Here is a 14561-nt window from a genome sequence, read left to right as displayed (position 1 = left end):
TCGCAATTGCATTGCGTTATCCAATAGGGTCTCGGTAACGCCCTTGAGGGTGTACTATCGATACTCGCCCATCGGATACCAGTTAGCCATGTCCACGCTAAGCGAAGAGAGCCGTCAGATCGTAGCTTCTCTGGCGCACCGCGTTGGCCCCAACGCTGACATTGCAAAGACCGCCCACGCGATCGTTTCCATCTTGCAGGATATAGAGGCGACCCTGACGCCCGTCATTGGTCAGCAAGGGGTTATCGCGTTGTATCGCCGTAGCCTGCATCTGTGTGGCTCCGCTCATCCGCGCCTGACCAGCACCTGCAACAAGGTGCCGTCCGGCATGGTTCTGACCGCCCTGAATTCAGTGCTTGTTGAGCAAAGCGAAGCCGATGCGCGGTTTTTCGGTGAAATGTTGCTGACCACTTTCTATGAGTTGCTGACCACGCTGATCGGACCCTCGCTTACCGCACGTTTGCTTCGTGACGTGTGGGATTCTTCTTTGAGCGACACCCCTTCGCAGGAAAATTCGCCATGAGCAGCAAAGTGACTATCAACCGCTTGGCCACCGGCGTGCCAGGACTGGACGAGGTCTTGGGCGGAGGATTGCCGGAGTTTTCGTTCAATCTGATCGCCGGCCCACCCGGTTGCGGTAAGACCACCCTCGCGCACCAGATGATGTTTGCCCTGGCGACCCCCGCACGTCCGGCGCTGTTTTTTACCGTGCTGGGTGAGCCACCACTGAAGATGCTGCGCTATCAGCAGCAGTTCGATTTCTTCGACAGCGACGCGATCAATCATTCGATCCGCTACGTCAACCTGGCTGACGATACCCTGGCCGGGGATCTGGACGAAGTGCTGCGGCGCATTGTCAGCGAGGTGGAGGCGCACTCCCCGGCGCTGGTGTTCGTTGACTCGTTCCGCTCGGTGGTGCTGGCCAGCCAGACCCAGGACAACCCGAACAACAACTTGCCGCAGTTCGTCCAGCAACTGGGCATGTTGATGACCACTTGGCAGGCCACGACTTTCCTGATTGGTGAGTACTTTACCGAAACCGATACCAACCCGATTTTCACTGTGGCCGACGGACTGATCTGGCTGCGCCAGAGCGTTCAGCGCAATTCCATGGTGCGCAAGATGGAAATCATGAAGATGCGTGGCCAGCCAACGCTGCCGGGTCTGCACACTTTCCGTATCGCCCCATCGGGAATCAAGGTATTTGCCCCTGCGCCCTACAATCCGATCGAAGCCCCGCTGGAGTTCCCCATCAAACGCTTGGGAATGGGTGTGCCACAGCTCGACGAAATGCTCGGTGGTGGCCTGCCGCGCGGTTACTCCCTGTTGGTTGCTGGCCCGTCGGGTTCTGGAAAAAGCATTCTCGCGGCATCGTTTCTCGCTGAAGGCGCGCGAAACGGTGAAAACGGCGTGATCGCCGTGTTCGAGCAGCGCCCGAATCACTCCCAGAACGCCACCCTCTCAAACTTGATTAAAAGCGGCAAAGTCGGGCTGGTGGATAGCCGTGCTCCAGATCTGTCCATCGACGAGATCGTGCAGTTGCTGTTGAGCGAGATTGCTCGCCTGAACGCCACGCGGGTGGTGATTGACTCGCTGTCGGGGTTCGAACTGGCCCTGGCGCCGACCTTTCGCGAAGACTTTCGCGAGTCGCTGTCGCGCATGGTCACCGCGTTGACCAGCGCCGGTGTCAGTGTATTGCTGACCTCGGAGTTGGAGGATCGCTACACGGATCTGCGATTCAGTCCTTACGGCACGGCTTTTCTCACCGATGCAATCATCGTTCAGCGCTACATTGAAGTGCAAAGCCGTTTATTGCGCATCATGGCCGTGGTCAAGGTGCGGGCCAGCGCTCACTCCGATGAGTTACGCCTTTACAGCATTGACGATAGCGGTTTGCAGATCGGTGACATGTTGCCGGATCAGGAAGGTTTGCTCGGAGGCCGGCCTACCCGGCAGATGTCTGGCAAAGGTACTGGATGAGGCATCATCATGAATGAGGCCAATGGCGGGAATGAGCAGGCGAAGGCGATGGCCGCTCGCGAGCTGTTCCTGCTCGGCCAGAAAACTGTCGAGGCGCGTGCGGTGCTGGCCGCGCTGCGCAAGGAGCTGAACGACGCCAACACCCAACTTGCCGACAAGCAATATGTCGAGCAACTGATCGAGGCCAATCAGCAACTGGTCCTGGCGATCCTGTCGGCCCAGTCCGAGGCTGAAAAGCCACCTTCCACGCAGGCAGAACAACAACTGTATCGGCAGATGCGCGAGGCCAATGAGCAATTGGTCATTGCCGCCCTTAGCGCGCAGCATCTGCAAGACGCGGCCGAACGGGCGCTGGAGCGCCAGCGTAGCGTTCTCGCTTTGGTTGCCCACGAACTGCGTCATCCGCTGACGCCCATCAGCATGATTGCCGGCCGACTGGTGCGGGTGCCCAGTGAGGAGTTGCCGCGCATGCAGAAGCTGATCGAAGGTCAGGTCCGGCACATGTCTCGATTAGTGGAGGACTTGCTCGATGTCTCCCGCGTCAGCACCGGCAAGTTTCGCCTCGATTGCCAGATTGTCGATATGGTGCAGATCGTTCGCGAGGCCATCGATATCTGTAAACCGGCCATGGTCAGCGGCAATTTGCTGTTCAGCACCACACTGCCCGAGTGTGCCCTGCTGGTGTACGGCGATCCGGTACGGCTTGCTCAGATTCTCGGAAACCTGCTGGGTAATTCGGTCAAATACACCCCTGTGGGCGGCACCGTCGAATTGTCGGTTACCGTCGAAGGGAGTGTCTTGCAGGTCAGCATCCGTGATACCGGCATAGGTATTTCGGCCAAGGCGCTGCCGTTTATTTTTGAACCCTTTGTGCAGGATGTTCACGCCATCGGCTTCAACGGCGTTGGCCTGGGCATTGGTTTGACGGTGGTGCGCGAGTTGGTCGAAAGCCACGGTGGCACAGTGGTCGGCAAGAGTGAGGGGGATGGCAAGGGGAGCGAGTTCGTGGTGAGGTTGCCGTTGGCAAATCCATGAAGCTGCGCAGTCGTCCCATCTGCCGCCGCGTGCGGGGATGTCAGATTCTGTAATAATTCGATGCGTATGACGCGTTCGGAAACATTATAGGATCACCTCCCCAATTATTTTCAGGTCTATATGAACACCCTTCTGGAGCCTCCCAGTCGTTTTTTTCAATCCGCGCCCTCTACAAGTCCGCTCTGCGTTACCCAGCGTTTATCCGGTTTTTCTGGATCGCTGGATATCCAAATCCCATCCGTAGGCTTCTCATCGATTTCTCCCAGTGAGACCAACGGTGTCGCCTCCCAAGTCATGCCTTGCTCTATCCGCTCGATAAAGCTTCTTTCCCTGGCACCTTTCGCCCCGACTCTACGAGAGGTTGAATAACCCTTATGGAATGGATTGCTGATCCGACGGCATGGCTCGGCCTGCTGACCCTGATCGTGCTGGAGCTGGTGCTCGGCATTGATAACCTTGTGTTTATTGCCATCCTGGCTGACAAGCTGCCGCCGGAGCAGCGCGATCGTGCCCGTATCATTGGCCTGTCGCTGGCATTGTTGATGCGCCTTGGCCTGCTGGCCAGCATCTCCTGGATGGTGACCCTGACCGAGCCGTTGTTCGAGGTCTTCGACAAGACGTTCTCGGGCCGGGACCTGATCATGCTGTTCGGTGGTGTATTCCTGTTGTTCAAGGCCACCATGGAGTTGCATGAACGACTTGAGGGGCATGTCACCGAGCGTACAGGTAACGCCGCCTATGCGATGTTCTGGCCTATCGTTGCGCAGATTGTGGTGCTGGACGCGGTCTTCTCCCTGGACGCCGTGATCACGGCCGTGGGCATGGTGGAACATCTATCGGTCATGATGATCGCGGTGATTTTCTCCATCGGCCTGATGATCATCGCAAGTAAGCCCCTGACCCAGTTCGTCAACAGCCACCCAACCGTCATCATGCTCTGTCTGGGCTTTCTGATGATGATCGGCTTCAGCCTCACGGCTGAGGGCCTGGGCTTCCACATTCCGAAAGGCTACCTCTATGCCGCAATCGGTTTTTCGATCCTGATCGAACTGTTCAACCAGTTGGCTCGCTCTCGTCGCAAGAAGAGCATGCAGGGGCATCGCCCTATGCGCGAGCGCACTGCCCATGCGGTCATGCGTTTGCTGGGTGGGCACAAGTTGGGGGCTGATGAAGTCGGTGAAGAGATCGCTGACATGCTGTCAGGCGACGAAGCCGAACAGGTCTTCCACCGACGTGAGCGGGTCATGATCAGTGGCGTGCTGCAGTTGGCGGAGCGCCCAATACGCAGTGTCATGACTCATCGTGCGGAAATCGACCACCTCGACCTGGCCGATTCCCCAGACGAGATCCGCACCAGGCTGATGCACTCGTCGTATTCCAGGTTGCCGTTGATCCGCGAAGGCCGTGTGGATGAGCCTCTGGGGTTCATCCACAAGAAGGAGTTGCTCAAGGAGCTGTTGGCGGGTAACGAGCCGAATCTGGAAGCCATGGCTCGCAAGGCCATCAACCTGCTGGACAACTTCACGATTCTCAACGCGCTGGAACAGATGCGCAAAGAGTCGACCCACATCGCCTTCGTGGTGAACGAGTTCGGTGATTTCATTGGTCTTCTCACCATGACCGATATTCTCGAATCCATCGCGGGTGAACTGCCCGATGCCAGTGAAATAGAAGGTCCGAACATCGTGGCCCAGGATGACGGATTTCTGGTCAGCGGTGCGCTGAATCTCAGCCAGGTTCGCGAACACATCGGCTTCCAGGCAAAAGCGACGGATGACTATCAGACGCTCGCCGGGTTGGTCATGAGCTTGCTGGACCGCTTGCCCATCATCGGAGACAAACTCGATTGGCAAGAGTGGAGCATGACCGTTGTCGAGGTTGAAGAGCGTCGGGTGACGAGGGTGCTGTTGCGTAAAAGCTAACGTGGAAGAATTGGGGCCGCATCCGCGGCCTCGTTTGTTTGAAGCGTATGGCGAGTCTCTGTCACCGGTGAAAATCCCGAGACGAAAAAAATCCCCGTATCAGTCATGATTACGGGGATTTTTTCGTCCAGGGAAGTCCGTGTGATTCCACGGGCTCTCTTAAACGTTGAAGCGGAAGTGCATCACGTCGCCATCCTTGACGATGTATTCCTTGCCTTCCAGGCGCCATTTACCAGCTTCCTTGGCGCCGGCTTCACCTTTGTACTGGATGAAGTCTGCGTAGGCGATGACTTCGGCGCGGATGAAGCCTTTTTCGAAGTCGGTGTGGATCACGCCAGCGGCTTGCGGGGCAGTGGCGCCGACGCGTACGGTCCAGGCGCGGACCTCTTCGACACCGGCAGTGAAGTAAGTCTGCAGGTGGAGCATTTCGTAACCGGCGCGGATCACGCGGTTCAAGCCGGGCTCTTCCAGGCCCAGGGCTTCGAGGAACATGTCTTTCTCTTCACCATCGTCCAGCTCGGCGATTTCCGCTTCGATCTTGTTGCAGACCGGAACGACCATGGCGCCTTCTTCTTCGGCGATGGCCCGGACCACGTCCAGGTGCGGGTTGTTCTCGAAACCGTCTTCAGCGACGTTGGCGATGTACATGACCGGCTTGGTTGTCAGCAGGTGGAAGCCTTTGATCACCAGCTTCTCATCGGTGCTCATGTTCTTCATCAGGCTGCGCGCGGGCTTGCCTTCGGTGAAGTGGGCGATCAACTGCTCCAGCAGACCCTTCTGGACCACTGCGTCCTTGTCGCCACCCTTGGCGTTGCGAGCGACTTTCTGCAGTTGCTTCTCGCAGCTGTCGAGGTCGGCGAAGATCAGCTCAAGGTCGATGATCTCGATGTCACGCTTGGGGTCGACGCTGTTGGAGACGTGAATGACGTTCTCATCTTCAAAGCAGCGCACCACGTGGGCGATTGCATCGGTTTCACGGATGTTGGCCAGGAACTTGTTACCCAGGCCTTCACCTTTTGAGGCACCGGCGACGAGACCGGCGATGTCGACGAATTCCATGGTGGTCGGCAGGATGCGCTTGGGATTGACGATGGCCGCCAGCGCTTCCAGGCGTGGGTCGGGCATCGGCACGATGCCGCTGTTAGGCTCGATGGTGCAGAAGGGGAAGTTTTCGGCCGCGATACCGGACTTGGTCAGGGCGTTGAACAGGGTGGACTTGCCGACGTTAGGCAGGCCGACGATGCCGCAATTGAATCCCATGGTGTTTCCCCTCGGAGTAGAGTCAGGCCTTCTGGCTGTGCAGGTTTTTCATCGCGCGGTTCCATTCACCGGCGAGGATATCCGGCAGCACGCCGAGGGCAAAGTCGATGCTGGCATCGAGTTTTTCCTGTTCGGCGCGAGGCGCACGACCCAGGACAAAATTTGAAACCATGCTGGCAACGCCCGGGTGGCCGATGCCGAGCCGCAGGCGGTGAAAGGTATTCTGATTACCCAGTTGCGCGATGATGTCGCGCAACCCGTTGTGACCGCCATGGCCGCCGCCCTGCTTGAGCTTGGCGACGCCCGGAGGCAGGTCGAGTTCGTCGTGGGCCACCAGGATTTCTTCAGGTTTGATGCGAAAGAAACCGGCCAATGCCGCCACGGCCTGGCCGCTGCGGTTCATGTAGGTGGTGGGAATCAACAGACGAACATCCTGACCCTGGTGTGAAAAACGCCCGGTCAGGCCGAAATATTTGCGATCGGCCGCCAGGCTGACGCCTTGTGCGTGCGCGATGCGCTCAACAAAAAGGGCCCCTGCGTTATGCCGGGTCTGTTCGTATTCAGCGCCTGGATTTCCCAGGCCAACGATCAGTTTAATGGCAGTCACGATAGGGGCCCTTCCTGGAGTGTGGATAACAACGTCGCGCTCAAACGGTGTTGCGACAGTGAGACGAAAATGGCGGATCTACCGTTAAGTAAACTTCGCGTTCTCGCCCGCTGTCTCGCTACGTTCCAGTCCGCGATGTTTCCGGTCACTCCGGCGACAGAGTGAAATTACTCTGCAGCTTCTTCTTCAGTCGCTTCTGGAGCAACACGTGGAGCGTGGACGTTGGCAACAGCCTTGTCATCGCCGTGCGCCAGGGCAACAAACTCAACGCCTTTAGGGGCCTTGAGGTCGGACAGGTGAATGATCGTGCCGATTTCGGCGTCAGCCAGGTCGACTTCGATGAATTCAGGCAGGTCTTTCGGCAGGCAGGAAACTTCCAGCTCGGAAGTTACGTGCGAGATTTCGCCGCCTTTCTTGACCGGAGCAGCTTCGTTGATGAAGTGCACTGGAACAACAGCAGTCAGCTTCTGACCGGCAACAACGCGTACGAAGTCAGCGTGCATCACGTGGCCTTTGGCCGGGTGACGCTGCAGGGCTTTGATCACGACGTTTTGCTTGGTGCCGCCAACGTTCAGCTCGATGATGTGGCTGTAGGCCGCTTCGTTTTCGAGCAGTTTGGCAACTTCTTTGGCCAGCATGCTGATGGACTCAGGGGCTTTGTCGCCACCGTAGACTACAGCTGGAACCAGGCTTGCGAGACGACGCAGGCGGCGGCTCGCACCTTTCCCCAGGTCGGAACGCACTTCAGCATTCAGGGTAAATTCGTTCATGTTGTATCTCCAAAGTAACCACATTCACCCCAGCGCTTGCGACCAGCGCTAAAGGCGATATGGGCAAAAAAGCCCCGCCCCGGCAGGTAATGTCGGGGCGGGGCGCTTTTCGTCAACGAGATGTAATGGAAAGGGCAGGGCCCTTAACGGAACATCGCACTGATCGATTCTTCATTGCTGATGCGGCGAACCGCCTCGGCAACAACCGGTGCGATATCCAGTTGGCGGATACGCGCACAGGCTTGTGCTGCAGCGGACAGCGGGATGGTGTTAGTGACCACCAGCTCGTCCAGCACGGAATTTTCAATGTTTTCGATCGCTCGGCCCGACAGCACAGGGTGTGTGCAGTAGGCAAAGACCTTGGCAGCGCCATGCTCTTTCAGGGCCTTGGCCGCGTGGCACAGGGTGCCGGCGGTATCGACCATGTCGTCGACCAGAATACAGGTACGCCCTTCGACGTCGCCGATGATATGCATCACTTCGGAGTGATTGGCTTTCTCACGGCGTTTGTCGATGATACCCAGATCAACGCCCAGGGATTTGGCAACGGCCCGTGCACGCACGACGCCGCCAATGTCCGGGGACACGATCATCAGGTTTTCGAAGCGCTGATCTTCAATGTCATCCACCAGGACCGGGGAGCCGTAGATGTTATCCACGGGAATATCGAAGAAGCCTTGAATCTGGTCAGCATGCAGATCGACCGTGAGCACACGATCGATGCCGACTACGGTAAGCATGTCAGCCACGACTTTCGCGCTGATTGCCACACGTGCGGAACGCGGACGGCGATCCTGACGGGCATAACCAAAGTAAGGAATAACAGCAGTAATACGAGTAGCCGAGGAGCGGCGGAAGGCATCAGCCATCACGACGAGTTCCATCAGGTTATCGTTGGTCGGAGCGCAAGTCGGCTGAATAATGAAGACGTCTTTACCGCGAACGTTTTCATTGATCTCGGCAGTGATTTCGCCGTCGGAGAACTTACCGACAGAAATGTCACCGAGAGGGATATGCAGCTGACGTACAACACGCCGAGCCAGATCGGGGTTAGCGTTCCCCGTAAAGACCATCATCTTGGACACGCGCAGTACCTGAAGGCTGAGGGTATACCTGGATGAGTATAGGAAAATGGCAGGGGCGGCTGGATTCGAACCAACGCATGGCAGGATCAAAACCTGCTGCCTTACCGCTTGGCGACGCCCCTGTATCTGTTGCTTCGAGTGCCCAGCACTCGATTCCGTTAGAGCAGACTTTGCAGCTTGCGATGCAACATCGAAACGTTGCTTCCTTTTGCTACAAACCCTGTAAGGGTCTCTGTCAGAAGGGCCGAGACTTTATCAGCTTCAGCTTTGCTTGGGAAGCCCCCAAACACACAACTTCCAGTTCCGGTGAGTTTTGCTTCGGTAAATTTACCTAACAAATTCAAAGCGTTACGAACATCTGGATAACGCCTTGCTACCACCGGTAAGCAGTCATTTCGACTGTTTCCCTTGGGAACGGGGCGCACTTTAATGGGAGGAGAGTTACGTGTCAACAGTGGATCTGAAAAAATTTCTGCTGTACTTACAGATACTTGCGGCACCAGCACCAAGTACCAGGGTTCCTCGGGCTCTACCGGTGTGAGTTTTTCCCCGACGCCCTCGGCAAAAGCCGCGTGGCCTCGTACGAAAACCGGCACATCGGCGCCCAGCGTAAGGCCCAATGCAGCCAGGCGATCAGCGTCCCAACCCAGCTGCCACAGGTAGTTGAGCCCCAGCAAAGTCGTTGCCGCGTTTGAGCTGCCGCCGCCGATGCCGCCGCCCATGGGCAGGATTTTTTCGATCCAGATATCAATGCCCAGCGAACACCCGGATTGCTCCTGAAGTTTTTTCGCGGCTTTGACGATCAGGTTGCTGTCGTGAGGAACGCCTTCGAATTCGGTGTGCAGGTGAATCACGCCGTCGTCGCGCACGGCAAAGGTGATTTCATCGCCGTAGTCGAGAAACTGAAAAATCGTCTGCAACTCGTGATAGCCGTCCGGGCGACGGCCCAGGATGTGCAACATCAGGTTGAGCTTGGCCGGGGAGGGCAGGGTCAGGCGTGCAGCGGTCATGTCATTGCCCCAGCTTGCGCGGCTGCCATTGCTTGATCACCAGCGTGACGTCCAGGTTGCTGCCGTGCAGTTTGATGCGCTCGGGCAACCAGTACCCGTTTTGCTCGGCGTAGCTTAAGTATTCGATCTGCCAGTCGTCCTGCTCCAGGTTGGACAGGCGACTGTCGGCATCGAGGGTCAGGCGGCTTTTGCTGTCCGGTGCCGGCAGGCCGCGAACCCACCAGGTCAGGTGGGATACGGGCAGCTTCCAGCCCAGTTGTTCTTCCAGCAAGGCTTCCGGCGAGGGTGATTCGTAGCGACCCTGATTGGCCACTTCCAGCGAAACCTGGCCTGGTCGGCCGGTCAGGCGCGCCGCGCCACGACCCAGCGGGCCGGACAGGCGAATGTCGTAGTAGTCCTGGCGTTGCAGCCAGAACAGTGTGCCGCTGCCCGAGTCTTTCGGTGCGCGTATGCCGATCTTGCCATCGATCTGCCAGCCGTCGAGACCGCTCAGTTGTTCCTTGTGCTCTCGCCATTGGGCCGTGTTGCCGTGGCCCTGGACGGATTCTCGGGCGCCGAAGCCGGCGCAACCGGCGAGCAGGGCGATAAAGCTGAAAACGATGAAGTGGCGCAAAAGCATAATTTTAAAGGGTCTCTGATCCGGTCAGGCGTTTGATGGTGCTGCGCAGGATGGGGCTGTCGGGCTGTTCCTTGAGGAACTTGCTCCAGATCTGCCGGGCTTCGCGCTGTTTGCCGTTGGCCCACAGGACTTCGCCCAGGTGCGCGGCGACTTCTTGGTCGGGAAAGCGCTCCAGGGCCTGGCGCAGCAGGCGTTCGGCCTCGTCGAGGTTGCCCAGGCGGAAATGCACCCAGCCAAGACTGTCGAGCACCGCCGGGTCTTCCGGGTTGAGCTGGTGGGCCTGTTCGATCAGCACCTTGGCTTCGGCGTATCGGGTGGTGCGATCGGACAAGGTGTAGCCCAGGGCATTGAGGGCCATGGCATTGTCGGGGTCGCGCTGGATGATCAGGCGCAGGTCTTTCTCCATCTGCGCCAGGTCATTGCGTTTCTCCGCCAGCATGGCGCGGGTATACAACAGGTTCAGGTCGTCCGGGTACTGCTTCAACGCCCGATCGAGCACAGTCCAGGCTTTGTCGCCCTGATTATTGGCCGACAGGGTTTCAGCCTCGATCAGATACAACTGGATGCCGTAGTCCGGCTGGGTGTCCCGCTGCACGGCGAGGCGACTCTGGGCCTCGGCCGTTTTGCCGTTGCTCATCAGGATATCGGCCTGGCGCAACTGGGCCGGCAGATAATCGTTGCCTGGGCCGACTTGGGCGTACTCGAGCAGTGCACTCTCGGGGTCGTTGCGTTCTTCCGCGATGCGGCCCAGGTTCAAGTGGGCGGAGTCGACATGCGTTCCCCGCGCAATCAGGTCTTCCAGGTGACCCTTGGCTTCTTCCCAAGCTTTGGCTTCCAGGCAGACCAACGCCAGGGAATAGCGCAATTCATCGTCTTCAGGGTACTGCTGGACCAGGCTGGAAAACTCCACCTTGGCGTCGTCCATGCGGTCGTTTTCCACCAGCATGCGCGCGTAGGTGAGACGCAGGCGCTTGTCGTCCGGGTATTGCCTGATGGCTTTTTCCAGCAGCGGCAGGGCTTCGTCGCCGCGGTTCGCGCCTTGCAGCAAGCGAGCGCGCAGCAGAATCGGCGCCACTTCGCCCGCTTGCGGCGGGTTGTCTTCCAGCAGGGAAAGGGCGCCCTGGATGTCACCATCCTGTTGCAGCAGCAGGGCCTTGCCGAAAATCAGTTGACCGTTATCGGGATGGCGCTGCAGCAGTCGGTCGAAGCTTTTAGTCAGGCCGTCGCGGGTTTCCTGGTCGGTATCGGCTGCTGATAGCGCAAGGAAGTCGAAATGGGTGTCGCCCTTGCCCAGCAGGACTTTCTCCATATACACCATGGAATCGTCGTAGCGTCCGGCCCGGGCCAGTTGCACGGCGGCGGCGCGTTGCGCTTCGAGGTCTTGCGGGGCGTTTTTGGCCCAGATCAGTGCGGTATCCAGGGCGGGCTGGTCGGCACCCAGGTATTCGGCAATGCGAAACGCCCGCTCGGAGATGCCCGGGTCCTGTGTGTTGATGGCCTGGGTGACGTAGTTGTCCAGCGCAATGTCGAAGCGATTGCGCTGGCCTGCCAGTTCGGCGCTCAACAGGCTGAAAATGGTTTCTTCGCTGAATGAGCTATAGACCTTGGGCTTTTCAGGGGCCTGGGTGCTGTCTTCGACCGGCGGCGTACCGTCTGTCGACACGGGGGCCATGGACTGACAGCCGCCGAGCAAGGCAAAAGCGAGGAGCAACGCGGAAGATCTATTCATATAGGAAAAGGACGACTAACCTGCGGTCGGATCATCATGACACAGCCTTCGGTCAAACATAACCGGCCCGTCGATTTACGGCACGGGGCAGGGCGATAGATATCGAGTGGTTGTTCTGAATCTGGCGAAGTAGGACAATTGCCGGCTTCACGTCACTATCAGCGACCTTGAATGGCCTTCCTTGCACTTGGTATTAACCACAAGACTGCTTCCGTAGACGTCCGCGAGCGCGTGGCCTTTACGCCTGAGCAACTGGTTGAGGCCCTGCAGCAGCTTTGCCGACTCACCGAGAGCCGCGAGGCTGCCATCCTCTCCACCTGCAATCGCAGCGAGCTTTATATAGAGCAGGATCACATTTCGGCCGATACCGTGCTGCGCTGGCTGGCCGAATATCACGATCTGAGTCTTGAAGAGCTGCGCGCCAGTGCCTATGTGCATGAAGACGATGCGGCCGTTCGTCACATGATGCGCGTTGCCTCCGGGCTCGATTCGCTGGTGCTGGGCGAACCGCAGATTCTCGGCCAGATGAAGTCGGCTTATGCCGTGGCCCGTGAGGCCGGCACGGTCGGGCCTCTGCTGGGGCGCTTGTTCCAGGCTACGTTCAATGCCGCCAAACAGGTGCGCACCGACACGGCCATCGGCGAAAACCCGGTGTCCGTGGCATTTGCCGCGGTCAGCCTGGCGAAACAGATTTTCAGCGATCTGCAACGCAGCCAGGCGCTACTGATCGGCGCGGGGGAGACCATCACCCTGGTCGCGCGCCATCTGCACGACCTGGGGGTCAAGCGTATCGTGGTTGCCAACCGTACCCTGGAGCGCGCCAGTACCCTGGCCGAGCAGTTCGGCGCCCATGCTGTGCTGCTCTCGGACATCCCGGCCGAGCTGGTGCACAGTGACATCGTCATCAGCTCCACCGCCAGCCAGTTGCCGATCCTGGGCAAAGGCGCAGTGGAAAGCGCCCTGAAACTGCGCAAGCACAAGCCGATTTTCATGGTGGACATTGCCGTTCCCCGGGACATCGAGCCGGAAGTGGGCGAGCTCGACGACGTTTATCTGTACAGCGTCGACGACCTGCACGAAGTGGTCGCCGAGAACCTCAAGAGCCGGCAAGGGGCGGCCCAGGCGGCCGAAGAAATGATCACCATCGGCGCGGAGGATTTCATGGTCCGCCTGCGCGAGCTGGCGGCGGTGGATGTGCTCAAGGCTTATCGTCAGCAGAGCGAACGCCTGCGCGACGAAGAGCTGCAAAAGGCCCAGCGCCTGCTGGCCAACGGTGGCAGCGCCGAAGAGGTGCTGGTGCAACTGGCTCGCGGCCTGACCAATAAATTGCTTCACGCGCCCAGTGTCCAGCTCAAGAAGCTGACCGCCGAAGGCCGCCTCGATGCGTTGGCCATGGCCCAGGAACTCTTTGCCCTCGGTGAGGGTTCACCGGATAGTTTTTCGGATAAAAAATCGCAATGAAAGCGTCACTGCTCAATAAGCTGGACATTCTCCAGGACCGTTTCGAGGAACTGACCGCCCTGCTGGGCGATGGTGAAGTCATTTCCGACCAGAACAAGTTCCGCACGTATTCCAAGGAATACGCCGAAGTCGAGCCGATCGTCGCCACCTATAAACAGTTGCTCAAAGTGCAGGGCGACCTTGAAGGCGCCCAGGCGTTGCTCAAGGACAGCGATCCGGACATGCGCGAAATGGCGGTCGAGGAAGTCCGTGAAGCCAAGGAGCAGTTGCTCGAGCTTGAAAGCAACCTGCAACGCATGTTGTTGCCCAAGGATCCGAATGACGGTCGCAATGTGTTTCTCGAGATCCGTGCCGGCACCGGCGGCGACGAAGCGGCGATATTCTCCGGGGACCTGTTCCGCATGTATTCGCGTTACGCCGAGCGTCGCGGCTGGCGGGTGGAGATCCTCTCGGAGAACGAAGGCGAACACGGTGGCTATAAAGAGGTCATCGCCCGGGTCGAAGGTGACAACGTCTACGGCAAGCTGAAATTCGAATCCGGCGCCCACCGCGTGCAGCGTGTCCCGGCCACCGAATCCCAGGGGCGTATCCACACTTCGGCCTGTACCGTGGCGGTTTTGCCCGAGCCGGACGAGCAGGAAGCCATCGAGATCAACCCGGCGGACCTGCGGGTCGACACCTACCGCTCCTCGGGTGCGGGCGGTCAGCACGTCAACAAGACCGATTCGGCTATCCGTATCACTCACCTGCCTTCGGGCATTGTGGTCGAGTGCCAGGAGGAGCGTTCCCAGCACAAGAACCGTGCGCGTGCCATGTCGTGGTTGTCGGCCAAGCTCAACGATCAACAGACCAGTGCTGCGGCCAACGCCATCGCCAGCGAACGCAAGCTGTTGGTGGGCTCTGGAGATCGCTCGGAGCGGATTCGTACCTACAACTTTGCCCAGGGGCGGGTCACCGACCATCGAGTCAACCTGACGTTGTATTCGCTGGACGAAATTCTCGCCGGCGGCGTCGATGCAGTGATCGAACCGTTGCTGGCCGAATACCAGGCCGACCAGTTGGCCGCGATTGGCGAGTAAGCAC

General features: G+C 58.7%; 13 protein-coding genes and 1 tRNA gene. 6 read left to right on the top strand and 8 right to left on the bottom strand.

The features are described 5' to 3' along the window. The first annotated feature begins 88 nt into the window (after window positions 1–88). The 4 genes from HQ912_RS24065 to HQ912_RS24050 all read left to right on the top strand — a co-directional run bounded on the left by HQ912_RS24065 (window position 89) and on the right by HQ912_RS24050 (window position 4937). Window positions 89–523 carry a hypothetical protein gene (locus HQ912_RS24065; protein ID WP_260990053.1) on the top strand — a complete coding sequence of 145 codons (435 nt, stop codon included), beginning with the start codon at window positions 89–91 and terminating at the stop codon, window positions 521–523. After that, window positions 520–1980 carry an ATPase domain-containing protein gene (locus HQ912_RS24060; protein ID WP_173407384.1) on the top strand — a complete coding sequence of 487 codons (1461 nt, stop codon included), beginning with the start codon at window positions 520–522 and terminating at the stop codon, window positions 1978–1980. Before HQ912_RS24065 ends, HQ912_RS24060 begins: the two co-directional genes overlap by 4 nt. Window positions 1981–1989: 9 nt before the next feature. Then, a complete protein-coding gene (locus HQ912_RS24055) occupies window positions 1990–3015 on the top strand; it encodes a sensor histidine kinase (RefSeq protein ID WP_173407383.1) in 1026 nt (341 codons plus the stop codon). Between the two features lie 374 nt (window positions 3016–3389). Continuing rightward, entirely contained in the window at window positions 3390–4937 is a 1548-nt protein-coding gene (locus tag HQ912_RS24050) for a TerC family protein (RefSeq protein ID WP_047229390.1), read from the top strand. A gap of 159 nt (window positions 4938–5096) precedes the next feature. Here the strand turns inward: HQ912_RS24050 and ychF are convergent, their stop codons facing one another. The 8 genes from ychF to HQ912_RS24010 all read right to left on the bottom strand — a co-directional run bounded on the left by ychF (window position 5097) and on the right by HQ912_RS24010 (window position 12017). Then, window positions 5097–6197 carry a redox-regulated ATPase YchF gene (gene ychF / locus HQ912_RS24045; protein ID WP_047229391.1) on the bottom strand — a complete coding sequence of 367 codons (1101 nt, stop codon included), beginning with the start codon at window positions 6195–6197 and terminating at the stop codon, window positions 5097–5099. A gap of 22 nt (window positions 6198–6219) precedes the next feature. Beyond that, a complete protein-coding gene (gene pth / locus HQ912_RS24040; protein WP_003185374.1) occupies window positions 6220–6804 on the bottom strand; it encodes an aminoacyl-tRNA hydrolase in 585 nt (194 codons plus the stop codon). 167 nt (window positions 6805–6971) lie between these two features. Continuing rightward, window positions 6972–7574 carry a 50S ribosomal protein L25/general stress protein Ctc gene (locus tag HQ912_RS24035; RefSeq protein ID WP_076386312.1) on the bottom strand — a complete coding sequence of 201 codons (603 nt, stop codon included), beginning with the start codon at window positions 7572–7574 and terminating at the stop codon, window positions 6972–6974. 143 nt (window positions 7575–7717) lie between these two features. After that, window positions 7718–8659, bottom strand: a complete 942-nt coding sequence (locus HQ912_RS24030; protein WP_003171603.1) for a ribose-phosphate pyrophosphokinase — start codon at window positions 8657–8659, stop codon at window positions 7718–7720. A 47-nt stretch (window positions 8660–8706) separates the two neighbouring features. Next, window positions 8707–8781, bottom strand: a tRNA-Gln gene (locus HQ912_RS24025). Between the two features lie 36 nt (window positions 8782–8817). Further along, on the bottom strand, window positions 8818–9669 hold the full coding sequence (gene ispE / locus HQ912_RS24020) for a 4-(cytidine 5'-diphospho)-2-C-methyl-D-erythritol kinase (RefSeq protein WP_107322926.1): 852 nt from the start codon (window positions 9667–9669) through the stop codon (window positions 8818–8820). 1 nt (window position 9670) lies between these two features. Next, window positions 9671–10288, bottom strand: a complete 618-nt coding sequence (lolB, locus tag HQ912_RS24015; protein WP_047229395.1) for a lipoprotein insertase outer membrane protein LolB — start codon at window positions 10286–10288, stop codon at window positions 9671–9673. Between the two features lie 4 nt (window positions 10289–10292). Beyond that, window positions 10293–12017: a tetratricopeptide repeat protein gene (locus tag HQ912_RS24010; protein WP_047229396.1), complete on the bottom strand. Its 1725-nt coding sequence runs from the start codon at window positions 12015–12017 to the stop codon at window positions 10293–10295. A 171-nt stretch (window positions 12018–12188) separates the two neighbouring features. On the opposite strand from HQ912_RS24010, the gene hemA reads away from it, so the two are divergent. Further along, a complete protein-coding gene (gene hemA / locus HQ912_RS24005; RefSeq protein ID WP_047229397.1) occupies window positions 12189–13478 on the top strand; it encodes a glutamyl-tRNA reductase in 1290 nt (429 codons plus the stop codon). After that, window positions 13475–14557: a peptide chain release factor 1 gene (prfA, locus tag HQ912_RS24000; RefSeq protein WP_047229398.1), complete on the top strand. Its 1083-nt coding sequence runs from the start codon at window positions 13475–13477 to the stop codon at window positions 14555–14557. Before hemA ends, prfA begins: the two co-directional genes overlap by 4 nt. The last annotated feature ends 4 nt before the right edge of the window (window positions 14558–14561 follow it).

It is taken from the genome of Pseudomonas sp. MPDS (assembly GCF_013283895.1).
GTDB lineage: Bacteria > Pseudomonadota > Gammaproteobacteria > Pseudomonadales > Pseudomonadaceae > Aquipseudomonas > Aquipseudomonas rhizophila.
The sequence above is the reverse complement of the archived record's forward strand: the minus strand, read 5'-3'. Positions and strand labels throughout refer to the sequence as shown.

Excerpts from the sequence above, each read along its gene's own strand:
- HQ912_RS24050 (WP_047229390.1), top strand. The coding sequence starts at position 3,390 with ATGGAATGGATTGCTGATCCGACGGCATGGCTCGGCCTGCTGACCCTG.
- lolB (WP_047229395.1), bottom strand. The coding sequence starts at position 10,288 with ATGCTTTTGCGCCACTTCATCGTTTTCAGCTTTATCGCCCTGCTCGCC.
- HQ912_RS24010 (WP_047229396.1), bottom strand. The coding sequence starts at position 12,017 with ATGAATAGATCTTCCGCGTTGCTCCTCGCTTTTGCCTTGCTCGGCGGC.
- HQ912_RS24065 (WP_260990053.1), top strand. The coding sequence starts at position 89 with ATGTCCACGCTAAGCGAAGAGAGCCGTCAGATCGTAGCTTCTCTGGCG.
- HQ912_RS24055 (WP_173407383.1), top strand. The coding sequence starts at position 1,990 with ATGAATGAGGCCAATGGCGGGAATGAGCAGGCGAAGGCGATGGCCGCT.
- ychF (WP_047229391.1), bottom strand. The coding sequence starts at position 6,197 with ATGGGATTCAATTGCGGCATCGTCGGCCTGCCTAACGTCGGCAAGTCC.
- HQ912_RS24035 (WP_076386312.1), bottom strand. The coding sequence starts at position 7,574 with ATGAACGAATTTACCCTGAATGCTGAAGTGCGTTCCGACCTGGGGAAA.
- HQ912_RS24060 (WP_173407384.1), top strand. The coding sequence starts at position 520 with ATGAGCAGCAAAGTGACTATCAACCGCTTGGCCACCGGCGTGCCAGGA.
- ispE (WP_107322926.1), bottom strand. The coding sequence starts at position 9,669 with ATGACCGCTGCACGCCTGACCCTGCCCTCCCCGGCCAAGCTCAACCTG.
- prfA (WP_047229398.1), top strand. The coding sequence starts at position 13,475 with ATGAAAGCGTCACTGCTCAATAAGCTGGACATTCTCCAGGACCGTTTC.
- hemA (WP_047229397.1), top strand. The coding sequence starts at position 12,189 with ATGGCCTTCCTTGCACTTGGTATTAACCACAAGACTGCTTCCGTAGAC.